Genomic DNA, 12,819 nt, shown 5'->3' with positions numbered 1-12,819 from the left:
GCTGCCGTTACTTAAGCGAAGGACGCATAAAGCTTTGGTCAAAGTCCGACACCAACCGTTGTTCAACCGACGATACCTGCTGATTCTGATCTGGATATTACCGATCGTTATCCTGATTCTGCATCGCAGTGGCGAAACAGCCCGGCCGCTGGACCAACTGGGCTGGCAGAGTGAGACCGGCTATCGGCTGCCCGCAAACGAAGCGGGATACCAATTGACGCTGATTCTGCCCTTAACCAGCGCGCTGAGCGATGAGGGCTGGGTGCTGGATCAGACAATCGAGCACGCGCTACGCACACACCTGGATGGGTCAACGGTACAGAACTGGCTCGCGAGGCAAGAGTGGCACGCGGTCCTGCACCGCAGCAGCAGCTATCTGGCGCTCAGGATGCAGATGCAGGCGCGGCCGACGGCGGCGCAACAGCAGCAGCTGCTGAGCCTGCTGGCACAACCGCCCAGGCTTGACTGGCCGACGCTGAAACGACGCCTGCAGGCCGAACGCTATCTGCAGAGCCAGTCCGCCGAAGATCGCCTGCTGGCGGCTTTCGGCGAACAGCGGGAACCGAGTCTCGACCTGACCACAGCCTACTCAAGACTCTGGCTACCGCCACCGCGCTGGACACTGGTCGGCGACATGGGCACCACCGGCCAAACCACCAGTCCGCCCAAGGCCGCTCGTGATGACCGTTCCAGCTGGCAGAGCGGCAAGTTGCTGATAGCCGACACCGGCAGCAGCCGTCTCGACACCCGTTGGCAGTTGATCGCCCAGCCGATATCCGCCCCCACCGATGGTCGTGAACTGGCGCAGCAGCGCCTGGGTGCCGAACTGGTTGCACAGCTGCTGCCCCGAACGCAGACGGCCAACGCCGACTACCGCTGGCTCTGGCGGCCGCTGCTCAGCGGCGGCTATCGCGGCTTGCTGCTGCACGGAACAGACGACCCGGGCACCCTGGGAGAGCAGCTGGCACGCCAGCTGGACCAGCCGCTGCTCGATGCAACGCGCGACGGACTGCTGCAGCAGCTTACGCGCATCGAGGCGGAGGCCCCCGGCCAGTGGCTCGATCTGGTCGCGCTGTATCGCCTGCCGCTGGACAGCCACAAGGCGTTTCGCGATACACTTAACGCTCTGGACCTGGCACAGGCGCGCCAGCTGCTGCGCGATACCCTGCCGCCGGCGCAGAGCCTTCATATCCGTTTCGATACCGCTGGACACTGACCCATGACCCGCCGCAACCCCGCACGCCCCCGCCACCCCATTGCAGAAGACGCGTATGTCCGCATCATCGGTGGCCAATGGCGCAGCCGCCGGGTCGCGTTTCCCGAGATCGACGGCCTGCGCCCCACCCCGGACCGGGTGCGCGAAACGCTGTTCAACTGGTTACAGGGGGTCACCGAAGGCGCCCGCTGCCTCGATCTCTGCGCCGGCAGCGGGGCATTGGGTCTGGAAGCCCTATCGCGAGGCGCCGGCTCGGTCACTTTCGTCGACCGCTCACCCCAGGTCGCACGCGCACTGCAGGCCAACCTGCAGCTGCTGAAGGCGCAGAACGCCGAGGTGATCAACGCCGCCGCCGTGGAATGGCTGGACACCCGCCCCACGGACGAGGCGGAGCGTTTCGATCTGGTATTCATGGATCCCCCGTTCAGACAGGGGCTGGTGGCGCCGCTGTGTGCGCTGTTGGAGAGCCGCAATCTGCTGGCCGACAGGGCGATGATCTATATCGAGTGCGAACGTGAACTGAAGCTGCCGCCGCTACCGGACGACTGGCAATTGTACCGGGAGAAGCAGGCCGGCCAAGTCAGCTACCGGCTGTACGAGCGCAGCTCAGAGCATTGACGGCTTGAGCGCCCTGAGCCCCTCGAGCTGAATCGCCAGCAGACAGTCGACCTGATGGATGAGATCGAAGCGCTCCGGCAGGGTCAACCAAAGGTCGAGCACGCCAACCAGACTGATCAGCATGCTGGCACTGATCTGATCCAAATCCAGTTTCTTGCGCAGCTGCTTTTGTTTGCGCGCCTGCTTCAGGAAGTAGTGCAGATAGCCCTGCAACAGCTCCAACTGGCCATCAAGCAGCGGCTGGAGATGGGCCAGCTCCGGTGAGCAGGCACGGCCATAGTGAAACAAGCGGTAGATATTGCGGGCACGCGGATCCCTGGCGATCTGCGTCAGGCTGCCGCGCACAAACCCATCCAGGGCGCCGAGTGCATCCTGCTGCACCGCCTGACGCTGCTCAAGATAGTGCTGTTCAAAGGGGAGATCACACTGCTGCTGCAGTTGATCGAGCAGATCCTGCTTGTTGCGAAAATGCCAGTACATCGCACCATGAGTAACCCCCGCCTGCGCGGCGACCTGTTTCATGGTGACCGCCTCCGGCCCCTGCGCGGCAAACAGCACCAATGCGGTATCCAGCAATGCCTGCCGTGTCGCCTCCGCCTCTTCTCGGCTACGCCTGACCACTCCCCTCTCCTTAGTGACTGCGCACCCGGCTGCATCATTGGTGCCGGGCAGTTGCAAGAAGCTACGATGCCGCCCGACAGTTATCAAGCGATGTCACCCATTCGTCACCAAAACGTCATATAAACCCCTCCCTGCCCCGGTATAACCGACATGGAACGACAGGAACAGCGCGTTCTTATTACCATAAAGGATATAAAGGTTTATTTTTTATAACCAAAATCAAATATTCGATTCCATTAATCTATTTGTGCGCCTCAGGCAATTGGGCTAACATCCGCGCCTTAAGGGAGCTTGAACCCTGTGCAGATGCAAAAATGCCGGCCTCGCCCCCCTTTGCAGCAGTGTCGCTCATAACTACATAGGTAAGCGCCTGTAATGAATACGGTAGTCTACCCCGGTACTTTCGATCCGATTACCAACGGCCATGCCGATCTGGTTGAACGCGCGTCCCGCCTGTTCGATCGTATCGTCGTCGCCGTTGCCGACAGCCCCAAGAAGGGGCCTGCATTGGATCTCGAGCTTAGAGTCGGGCTGGCCAAGCAGGCCCTGGCTCATCTCGACAATGTGGAAGTGGTTGGCTTTGACTGTCTGCTCGCTGACTTCGTTCGGCAGCAGGATGCGAACGTTATCCTGCGCGGTCTTCGCGCGGTATCCGATTTCGAGTATGAATTTCAGCTTGCCAATATGAACCGCAAGCTGGCACCGGAGGTCGAAAGTTTATTCCTGACGCCGGCTGAAAGTTTGTCTTTCATCTCGTCATCGCTGATCCGTGAGATCGCGGCACTGGATGGAGATGTCAGCCAGTTCGTCCACCCGTCGGTTGCGAAAGCCCTGAAACAGCACTACCAGCCGTAATTTGAACCCTGTCAGTCATTGAGGTAGCCAGCATGGCATTGATGATTACCGATGAATGCATCAACTGTGATGTATGTGAACCGGAATGCCCGAACGAGGCGATCTCTCCGGGTGAAGAAATCTATGAAATCGATCCGGGCAAATGCACCGAGTGCGTAGGCCACTATGACACCCCACAGTGTGTCGAGGTGTGCCCGGTCGACTGCATCCCGAAAGACCCGGACCATGTCGAGTCGGAAGACCAGCTGATGGCGAAATACCAGAAGCTGATGCAGGGTTAATCTCCTGCCGTATCGATACCCGGTTACAGGGTGGGTCCACCCCGCCTTCCGGGCTTGAAGAGTCCCCGCCGCGTGCGGGGATTTTTTTATCTCCCCGCCCACCCGTCGCCACTTAGTCCGCTTCACGCTCGGGATTGCAGCAGTGGATTTGAGCCTCACCATCGGCCGCCAGAATGGAGCCCGTGACCGCATTGGGACGAAACGCGGTGCACCCCTTGAGTCCCAGACGGTAGGCCTCGCGATAGATCGCCTCGAAGCGATCATACTCATAGGTCTGGGGCACATTGATCGTCTTCGAGATCGCGCTGTCGACATGGGGCTGCAGCGCCGCCTGCATCTGCAGATGCGCCTGCGGCACCAGCTCGGCAGACGCCACAAAGGCCGGCGGCAACGGCCGATCGGCATACTGCTGGCGCCAGAGCGCCCGGGCATAGTCACTCAGCTCCACTATCCGGTATTGCCCATCTGCTTGCAGGATGCGGCGCTGTTGGCTGAAGGCATAGACCGGCTCCAGACCGCTGGAGACATTATTGGCCAGCAGGCTGATGGTACCCGCCGGCGCAATGGCACAGAGGTGGCTGTTGCGGATCCCGTCCCGGGCGATACCATCGCGAATATCCGCCGGCAGGCGGCGAATGAACGCGGCATCCAGATACGCCTCCCGGTCGAACAACGGAAAGCTGCCGCGCTCCGCGGCCAGCGCGATAGAGTCACGGTAGGCGCCGTGGCAGAGGGTGCGCATCGCCTGCGCCGCCAGCTCCCGCGCCTGCGGGCTGTCGTAACACAGGCCAAGCATGATCAGCGCGTCGGCCAGGCCGGTTAGCCCCAGACCGATGCGGCGGCTGGCCCGCGCCTGCTGTCGCTGTACCCGCAACGGGAAGCGCGACACCGATATCACGTTGTCGAGCATTCGCGTCGCCAACCCGGCGCTGCGTTCCAGCGCATCGAAATCGAACCGGGCCGCGGTGGAGAACGGGCTGTCGACAAAGCGGGTCAGATTCAGCGATCCCAGATTGCAGGCGCCGTAGGGCGGTAGCGGAATCTCGCCGCAGGGGTTGGTGGCGCTGATCCGCTCGCACCAGTACAGGTTGTTCTCGGCATTGATCCGGTCGATGAACAGCACGCCGGGTTCGGCGCAGTCGTAGGCCGCCTGCATCAACCGTCGCCACAACGCGCGTGCACTGACCCGGCGCCAGACCTTGCACGGCACGGGCGCGTCGTAGCCGGGCAACTCACGGGCGATCACCTCCGCACCGTCCGCCTCGCCCGCCGGCAGCGCCTGCAGAGGAAACACCAGCGGCCAGGACTGATCGTGCTCGAGCGCGCGCATGAACGCATCGGACACCAGTACCGAGAGATTAAAGCGGCGCAGCCGTGCGGGATCGCGTTTGACGTCGATAAACGCCTCGATATCGGGGTGATCGCAGCGCAGTGTCGCCATCATCGCCCCGCGGCGGGCACCAGTGGAGAGCAGCGTGGCGCACATGCTGTCCCATACCTGCATGAATGACAGCGGCCCGGACGCAATGCTGCCGCTCTCCTCGGCACGGGTGCCGGCGGGACGCAGGGTCGAAAAATCGTAGCCAACACCGCCGCCCTGGTGCATGGTCAGCGCCCCCTCGCGCAGGGCGCTGAAGATGCCGTCGATGGAGTCCTCGAGCCGACCCATGACGAAGCAGTTGAACAGGGTCACCCGCCGACCGGTGCCCGCGCCAGCCAGAATGCGCCCTCCGGGCAGGAAGGTGAAGTCGGTCAACAAGGCATGGAAACGCCGGGCCCAGGTTCGGCGGTCACGGCTCTCGGCCGCGGCCAGCGCCCCGGCCACCCGGCGCCAGGTTGCATCGATATCGGCTTCACCCGCCCCCTGCGGGTCGACACAGCGATACTTGTCGTGCCAGATAGCGCGGGCAACGGGGTTGAACGGCGGTTCTGTATCGATCTCCACGGGCATTTCGGTCCGGTATCGGGAAAAAGGGGTTACCGGCAGTATAGTGGCGCCACCGAGATCCTACCCTTCAGGCGGCGCAACTCATCCGCGCCAGCGCATTCGAGCCCAAAACACCTAGACTTTAAGTCGACGGTCATAAGGAGGGCAGCAGCATGTTGAACACCAATTCAGAGACCCTGTGCCGCCTGATTCAGCTGGCCCGGGAGTTTCACGCCAAAGAGGCGGTGAGCATTCCGGAAAAGCCGATCAGCCCGGCCGACGACTGGGCCCGGCAGGTATTGGCAGACCACCTGGGCGACACCACCTTCCAGGAGTTCGAGTCGATCATCAACGATCTGGAACCGGATCAGCAGCAGGAGGTGGTAGCGCTGCTGTGGCTGGGACGGGGAGATTTCGACCGGGAAGAGTGGGATGCGGCTCTAGCCGAAGCAGCGGACAGCTGGAACAGCCATACCGCCCGCTATCTGATCGCGCACCCGCTGTTGCCGGATTACCTGAGCGAGGCGCTCGATCAGTTCGATATCAATTGCGAGTGACCTCGACCGGAAGAAACTTCAGCTGCTTAGCGATACTAGACACTCGTTCAAACTGAACTCCCTGTCCATCCGCTCACCGACCAGGTTTTCCGCCACCAGGTGATGGGCATACTGCATATGCAGGCAGCGCACCTTGTCCCACTGCGCGATGCCGCCGATGCCGTAGCGGTGGAACAGGTCGGTGAAGCCGAGTTCCTCGATACGCGACTTATCGTTCGGGTCCATCAGTTGCCAGCGCAGATCGACATAGGCCTGCTGCTGAGCGAGATAACGCGCTCTCAGCTCGGCATCGTCTGCCAACTCCTGCTCGATCTGTTTGACCCAACCGGCGGTTTCGATCTCCGCGATGCGTTGGTACAGCTCTCGGGAACAGAGCCAGTACAGGGTCGGAAAGGGCTTGTCGTCGATCAGCGAGCGCATCTGCAGTACCACAGGTACACCTTGCTCGGTGGCATAGGCGATGGCGGCAATACCGCGCGGTTTGCGTCCGAGCTGACGCTCGATCATCTCAAGTTGTTCGGCTGTAGGCAGCATGGGTTACCTGATTTTTACCGTTAAATTCGCTCAGGCGAGTACGAGGCAAGGCTACAACGCAGTATCGTGCCGCATGAGTAGAGTTTAGACGTGGGCGTAGTCGGCACCCAGCCCTAACCAGCGCCGGATCAGCGCCTGGGACAGCAGCGGACGCTGCTCGATATCGGCGGCGGCACGTTTGACCCTGGGCAGCAGGTCGGCGTCGCGCTGCAGATCCGCCATGCGAAACTGCATCATGCCGGTCTGCCGGGTGCCCAGCACCTCGCCGGGGCCGCGCAGCTCCAGATCCTTCTCGGCGATACGGAAGCCATCGGTACTCTCCCGCATCACCGCCAGCCGCTCGCGCCCCTGCTGGGAAAGCGGTGCATGGTACATCAACACGCAGAAACTCTCGACCGAGCCGCGTCCGACCCGCCCGCGCAGCTGATGCAGCTGGGCCAGTCCCAGACGTTCGGGGTTCTCGATGATCATCAGACTGGCATTAGGCACGTCGACACCGACCTCGATCACCGTGGTCGCCACCAGCAGATCCAGCTCGGCGGCCTTGAAGCGGGCCATGATCTGCACCTTCTCCACCGCTTTCAGCCGACCATGGACCAGGCCGATACGTAGCTCCGGCAGGGCTTCGCGCAGCGCCTCGGCGGTGACCTCGGCGGCTTGGCACTGCAGGGCTTCGGACTCCTCGATCAGGGTGCAGACCCAGTACGCCTGGCGCCCCTCGCGACAGGCATTGCGTACCCGCTCGACCACCTGATCCCGGCGGTTATCGGCGATGACCACGGTATTGATCGGGGTGCGCCCCGGCGGCAGTTCATCGATGATCGAGCAGTCGAGATCGGCGTAGGCACTCATGGTCAGCGTGCGCGGGATCGGTGTCGCGGTCATAATCAGCTGGTGCGGCGTCTGCTCGCGATTGCGTCCCTTCTCCCGAAGGCTCAGCCGCTGGTGCACGCCGAAGCGATGCTGTTCGTCGACCACCACCAGCGCCAGGTTGGCAAAACGCACCTCCTCCTGGAACAGGGCGTGAGTACCCACCACCAGTTGCGCCTCGCCGCTGGCGATCCGCTCCAGCTCGCGTGCCCGCTGCTTGCCCTTGACCTTGCCGGCCAACCAGGCGACGGTGATACCGAGCGGTTCAAGCCACTGGCTGAAGTTGTTGAAGTGCTGCTCGGCAAGAATCTCCGTGGGCGCCATCACCGCGGCCTGGGCCCCATTCTCCAGTGCCTGCAGCGCGGCCAATGCCGCCACCACCGTTTTCCCCGAGCCCACATCCCCCTGCACCAACCTTAACATTGGCACTGGCATGTTTAGGTCGCGTGCCACTTCACGGGCGACGCGCAGCTGGGCCTGAGTCAGCGCGAACGGCAGCTGTTCGATAAACGGAACGCTGAACCTGCCGGTCGCTTTCAACTTTGGCGCCCCCTGCTCACGCACTCGGTGGCGGATCTGCAGCAGAGACAGATGGTGCGCCAGCAGCTCCTCGAACGCCAACCGCCGCTGTGCCGGATGGGTGCCGGCCAGCAACCCCTGCTGATCGGCATCCACCGGCGGTTGATGCAGGTAGCGGATCGACTGCCGCAGCTCCGGCAACTTCCATTGCTGCCGCAATGTTTCGGGAATCAGATCCTCGACTATCCCCTTGTCGAGCCAGCCGAGCGCCTGCAGAGCCAGACTGCGAATACGGCTTTGGGTCAGCCCCTCGGTCAGCGGGTAGACCGGGGTCAGACAGGCCTCGACAGCAACGGTGCCGTCGGCAGCGATGACCTTGTACTCGGGGTGTACGATCTCCAACCCCGCCGGCCCCGGCCGGACTTCACCGAAGCAGCGCACGCGGACACCGGCCGCCAGGCTGTTTTTCTGGCTCGCACTGAAGTGAAAAAATCTGAGACTGAGCGTGCCGGTACCGTCCTGCAACCGGCACAGCAGCGCACGACGTCGACCCATGACGATATCGCTGGCGGCGATGGTGCCTTCGATCACCCCTTCATCACCGGGTCTGAGCGAGCCGATCGGCAGGATCCGGGTTCGATCCTGGTAGCGCAGCGGCAGGTGAAACAGCAGATCCTGGATACTGTCGATACCCAACCTCTGCAGTGTCAGCGCCAGCGCCGTGCCAACCCCTTTCAGATCGGTGACCGGCCGCAGGCCGGTGCCCAGCGAGCTGCCGCCCGGTGGCATGTTGGTCACCGCTGCGCCATCCACCGGAAGCATCAGGCGATATCCAGCACCGGTTCTTGCTGATGGCAGGCCAGAATCGCCTGCATCAGGGCTTCGATCGCCTGCGGTCTGGGGAAACTGGCGCGCCAGGCCAGCGCCACGGTGCGGGTCGGTTGCGGCGCCTTGAACGGCCGGGTGGCGACCAGGTTGCGAGACGGATGCCCCTCGATCGCCGAGATCGGCAACACGCTGGTGCCCAACCCCGAGGCCACCATCATGCGGATCGTCTCCAGTGAACTGCCCTCGGTGATGGTGTGCTGGTCATGGAAGGACTGGTTCAGTGTCGGACAGGCCTCGAGCACCTGGTCACGGAAGCAGTGCCCCTCGCCGAGCAACAGCATGCGCTCCTCGTTGATCCGGTTGGCATCGATCTCGCTCTCCTTCGCCAGCGCATGATCCTTGGGCAGCACCATCATGAACGGCTCGTCGTAGAGTGCTCGGGTGAGGACATCGGGCTCGTGGAACGGCAGCGCCAGGATCACCGCATCGAGCTCGCCGTTGCGGATCTTGCCGCGCAACACTTCGGTGAAGTTCTCTTCGATATAGAGCGGCATCTGCGGCGCCAGCGTCTGCATCTGCGGAATCAGGCGGGGAAACAGGTAGGGGCCGATGGTATAGATGGCGCCGACGCGTAGCGGCGAGGCCAGTTGATCCTTGCCCTCCTTGGCCATCTCGCGGATCGCCTCGGCCTGCTCCAGCACCATCTGTGCCTGGCGCACCACCTTCTCCCCCACAGGGGTCACCCGAACCGCGTTTTTGCTGCGCTCGAACAGGGCGACTCCGAGCTCCTCCTCAAGCTTCTTCACCGCGATCGAGAGTGTCGGCTGGCTGACGTAGCAGCGCTCGGCGGCATGACCGAAATGCTGCTCCTGGGCCAGGGTGACGATGTAGCGAAGCTCTGTCAGCGTCATGCATAATCCTCTGGTAAGATGCGCCGATTGAATGCACGGAGACCCGGATGCACACAACTCGGATTCTGATTGCCGGCTGCGGAGATGTCGGTACCGCTCTAGGCCTCAGGCTCGGCACAGAGGGCGCCGAAGTCCTTGGTTTGCGGCGTACTATAAACCAGCTCCCCGCACCCATCCAGCCAATCGCGGCCGACCTGGCCCGCGCCGACGGCGTGCCGCCGCTGCCCGCCTGCGATTACCTGGTCTACTGCGCCGCCGCCAAGAGCCGGGACCCGGCGATCTACCGTGCCGTTTACGTCGATGGCCTGCGTCGGGTACTGGCCGCCCTGCCCGTTCCACCCCGGCGGTTGTTTCTGGTCAGCTCGACCGGTGTATACAACCAGGATGACCATCAATGGGTGGATGAGTTCAGCCCCACCGAACCGGACAACGAAACCGGCCGTATCCTGCTGGAGAGCGAGCGACTGGCGCTACAGGCCGACTGTCCGGCCACGGTGGTGCGTTTCTCCGGCATCTACGGCCCGGGACGCGAGCACCTGCTCAATCAGGTGCGCAGCGGCATCGTCGCACCCAACACCCCCATACACTATAGCAATCGAATTCATCGGGATGATTGTGCAGGTATATTAGCCCACCTGACTCGACTTGACCGTTCGGGAGAGCGTGTGGCGTCGCTTTATCTGGCCAGCGACGATGCACCGACGCCAATCAGCGAGGTGATGGCATGGCTGGCACAACAGACCGGCAGTGCGATCAAAGAGCAACAGGCGGTGCGCAGGGGCGGCAGCAAACGCTGCAGCAATGCCCGCCTCAAGGCCAGCGGTTACCGCTTCATCCACCCCGATTTCAGAAGCGGTTACGCTACGGAGCTTAACCCAAGCTAGCTGTTAGCCAACTCGTTGAGCAGCGTCTGCTGCGCGCTGAACCGCTCCTCACCCTCGGCGGGCTGGTTCTGGGTATAGCTGCCGTCTGAGTGCAGCTCCCAGCTTTGGCAGTTGTCGCGCAGGTAGTACTCCAGTTCGCTGCGGATACGGGCGGCATGCTTGCCGTACAGCTCGAAGCCGGTCTCGACGCGGTTGAGCATGTTGCGCTCCATCCAGTCGGCACTGGAGCAGATCACCGTCGGCTTGCCGGCGTTGGCGAACCAGTAGACCCGGGTATGTTCAAGGAAGCGGCCGATGATCGAGCGTACCCGGATATTCTCCGAGATCCCCTCCAGCCCCGGTCGCAGGCGGCACATGCCGCGGATGATCAGATCAATCTGAACCCCGGCCTGGGACGCTTCATACAGCGTACGGATCAGCTTCGGATCGGTCAGACCGTTGACCTTGATGATGATATGCCCTTCGTTGCCCGCCTTGACGTTACGGATCTCGTTATGGATCAGCTCGATCATCTTGGCGTGCAGGGTGAACGGCGCATTGTAGAGCTTCTGCAGCTTCTGGATCTTGCCCATGCCGGTAAGCTGCTGGAAGATCTTGTGCACATCCTCGCCCACCTGCTCGTCGGCAGTCATGTAGCTGTAGTCGGTATACAGGCGCGCGGTGCCGGAATGGTAGTTACCGGTACCCAGGTGGCAGTAGCGCGCCAGCTTGTTCCCCTCGCGGCGCACCACCAGCATCATCTTGGCGTGGGTCTTGTAACCGACCACACCATAGACCACCAGGCAGCCGGCTTCCTGCAGGCGGCTGGCCAGCTGCAAGTTGCTCTCCTCGTCGAAGCGGGCGCGCAGCTCGATCACCACGGTCACCTCCTTGCCGGCGCGTGCCGCCTCGACCAGGGCGTTGACGATATCCGACTTCACCCCGGTGCGATACAGCGTCTGCTTGATCGCGATCACCTCCGGGTCCTTGGCGGCCTGGCGCAGCAGATCGATCACCGGGGTGAACGACTGGAAGGGGTGCAGCAGCAGCTGATCGCCTCGCTTCAGCGCAGAGAAGACATCATCGGAGCTTTTCAGCTTGTTGGGCAGTCCCGGCGTGAACGGATCCCAGCGCAGCTCCTTGCGCTCGACCAGATCGCGTACCGCCATCAGCCGGGTCAGGTTGACCGGCCCGTCGACCCGGTACAGGTGCGCGGCCGGCAGCTTGAACTCCTCCTGCAGGAAGGCGATCAAGTGCTCCGGCGTCCTATTGTCCACCTCCAGCCGTACGGCATCGCCGAACTTGCGCGAGTGCAGCTCACCACGCAGCGTACGCGCCAGGTCTTCGATCTCCTCGAAATCGAACGACAGGTCGGCGTTGCGGGTAATACGGAACTGGTAGCAGCCGTCTACTGTCATGCCCGGGAACAGGGTGTCGGCGAACTCGTGGATGATCGATGACAGGAAGATCAGGTTGTCACCGCCATCGCACAGCTCATCCGGCAGCCGGATCAACCGCGGCAGCGAGCGCGGCGCCGGAATGATCGCCATACCGGTTTCACGGCCGAACGCATCCTTACCGTCGAGCTCGACGATAAAGTTCAGGCTCTTGTTGACCAGGCGCGGGAAGGGGTGCGACGGATCGAGGCCGATCGGACTGATCACCGGCACCACTTTCTCATTAAAGTACTCCTCGACCCAGGCCCGCTGCTCCGGGGTCCAGGTGCCGCGGCGGTGGAAATGGATCCCCTCCCGCTCCAGCGCCGGCAGCATGATCTCGTTGAGGATGCGGTACTGGCGCTCGATGTTGATCTCGCAGATCTCGCGGATCTTCTCCAGCACCTTCTGCGGATGCATGGCATCGGGTCCCACCGCTTCACGACCGTACTTGAGCTGGCGCATCTGCTCGGCCACGCGGATCTCGAAGAACTCGTCCAGGTTGCTGGAGAAGATCAGCAGGAACATCAGCCGCTCCAGCAGCGGCTGCTTTTCGTCCAGCGCCTGCTCCAGCACGCGCACGTTGAACTGCAGATGGCTCAGCTCACGGTTGATATAGAGTTCGGGTGCCTTGAGATCCACCGGAGGGGCTTCGATCGGATCGATCGTGGGCAGGCTTTCACGACTGTCGCGCAACGCGACCGTCGCTTCGCACGCCTGGTCCAGCTCGGCGCTCTCACTCATCTCTCCGACTCCCGTATTCAGATCCATCATCTTCCTGCC

General features: G+C 62.5%; 12 protein-coding genes. 6 read left to right on the top strand and 6 right to left on the bottom strand.

What is annotated here, in order from left to right; translation table 11 throughout:
• The first annotated feature begins 58 nt into the window (after nt 1-58).
• Together KQ940_RS06885 and rsmD are read left to right on the top strand one after the other, a co-directional pair.
• A complete protein-coding gene (locus tag KQ940_RS06885; RefSeq protein WP_217412704.1) occupies nt 59-1,216 on the top strand; it encodes a hypothetical protein in 1,158 nt (385 codons plus the stop codon).
• A 3-nt stretch (nt 1,217-1,219) separates the two neighbouring features.
• The gene (gene rsmD, locus KQ940_RS06880) at nt 1,220-1,834 is read left to right on the top strand and encodes a 16S rRNA (guanine(966)-N(2))-methyltransferase RsmD (RefSeq protein WP_217412703.1); all 615 of its coding nucleotides are present in this window, start codon (nt 1,220-1,222) and stop codon (nt 1,832-1,834) included.
• Here the strand turns inward: rsmD and KQ940_RS06875 are convergent.
• Nucleotides 1,823-2,455, bottom strand: coding sequence for a TetR family transcriptional regulator (locus KQ940_RS06875; protein WP_217412702.1), 633 nt, complete (start codon nt 2,453-2,455; stop codon nt 1,823-1,825). The two genes, rsmD and KQ940_RS06875, sit on opposite strands and share 12 nt — an antisense overlap.
• A gap of 375 nt (nt 2,456-2,830) precedes the next feature.
• Between KQ940_RS06875 and coaD the strand changes: the two genes are divergently transcribed.
• Complete coding sequence (gene coaD, locus KQ940_RS06870; RefSeq protein WP_217412701.1) at nt 2,831-3,310, top strand: pantetheine-phosphate adenylyltransferase; 480 nt, start codon at nt 2,831-2,833, stop codon at nt 3,308-3,310.
• A gap of 32 nt (nt 3,311-3,342) precedes the next feature.
• On the top strand, nt 3,343-3,591 hold the full coding sequence (locus KQ940_RS06865; RefSeq protein ID WP_217412700.1) for a YfhL family 4Fe-4S dicluster ferredoxin: 249 nt from the start codon (nt 3,343-3,345) through the stop codon (nt 3,589-3,591).
• A 112-nt stretch (nt 3,592-3,703) separates the two neighbouring features.
• Here KQ940_RS06865 and KQ940_RS06860 read toward each other — a convergent pair whose 3' ends face one another.
• Nucleotides 3,704-5,536, bottom strand: a complete 1,833-nt coding sequence (locus KQ940_RS06860; protein ID WP_343222625.1) for an adenosylcobalamin-dependent ribonucleoside-diphosphate reductase — start codon at nt 5,534-5,536, stop codon at nt 3,704-3,706.
• Nucleotides 5,537-5,691: 155 nt separating this feature from the next.
• Between KQ940_RS06860 and KQ940_RS06855 the strand changes: the two genes are divergently transcribed.
• The gene (locus KQ940_RS06855; protein ID WP_217412699.1) at nt 5,692-6,075 is read left to right on the top strand and encodes a DUF3775 domain-containing protein; all 384 of its coding nucleotides are present in this window, start codon (nt 5,692-5,694) and stop codon (nt 6,073-6,075) included.
• Nucleotides 6,076-6,093: 18 nt separating this feature from the next.
• On the opposite strand, the gene KQ940_RS06850 is transcribed toward KQ940_RS06855, so the two are convergent.
• From KQ940_RS06850 to KQ940_RS06840, 3 genes are all read right to left on the bottom strand, one after another.
• A complete protein-coding gene (locus KQ940_RS06850) occupies nt 6,094-6,609 on the bottom strand; it encodes a DUF501 domain-containing protein (RefSeq protein WP_217412698.1) in 516 nt (171 codons plus the stop codon).
• An 84-nt stretch (nt 6,610-6,693) separates the two neighbouring features.
• Nucleotides 6,694-8,787, bottom strand: coding sequence for an ATP-dependent DNA helicase RecG (gene recG / locus KQ940_RS06845; RefSeq protein WP_217412827.1), 2,094 nt, complete (start codon nt 8,785-8,787; stop codon nt 6,694-6,696).
• A 32-nt stretch (nt 8,788-8,819) separates the two neighbouring features.
• Nucleotides 8,820-9,737, bottom strand: coding sequence for a hydrogen peroxide-inducible genes activator (locus tag KQ940_RS06840; RefSeq protein WP_217412697.1), 918 nt, complete (start codon nt 9,735-9,737; stop codon nt 8,820-8,822).
• 47 nt (nt 9,738-9,784) lie between these two features.
• Between KQ940_RS06840 and KQ940_RS06835 the strand changes: the two genes are divergently transcribed.
• On the top strand, nt 9,785-10,621 hold the full coding sequence (locus tag KQ940_RS06835) for an SDR family oxidoreductase (RefSeq protein ID WP_217412696.1): 837 nt from the start codon (nt 9,785-9,787) through the stop codon (nt 10,619-10,621).
• Here the strand turns inward: KQ940_RS06835 and ppk1 are convergent.
• Nucleotides 10,618-12,780, bottom strand: coding sequence for a polyphosphate kinase 1 (ppk1, locus tag KQ940_RS06830; RefSeq protein WP_217412695.1), 2,163 nt, complete (start codon nt 12,778-12,780; stop codon nt 10,618-10,620). The genes KQ940_RS06835 and ppk1 overlap by 4 nt on opposite strands.
• Between the last annotated feature and the right edge of the window lie 39 nt (nt 12,781-12,819).

This window comes from Marinobacterium ramblicola (genome assembly GCF_019084545.1).
Lineage (GTDB): Bacteria > Pseudomonadota > Gammaproteobacteria > Pseudomonadales > Balneatricaceae > Marinobacterium_D > Marinobacterium_D ramblicola.
This window is presented reverse-complemented; position numbering and strand designations above follow the sequence as displayed.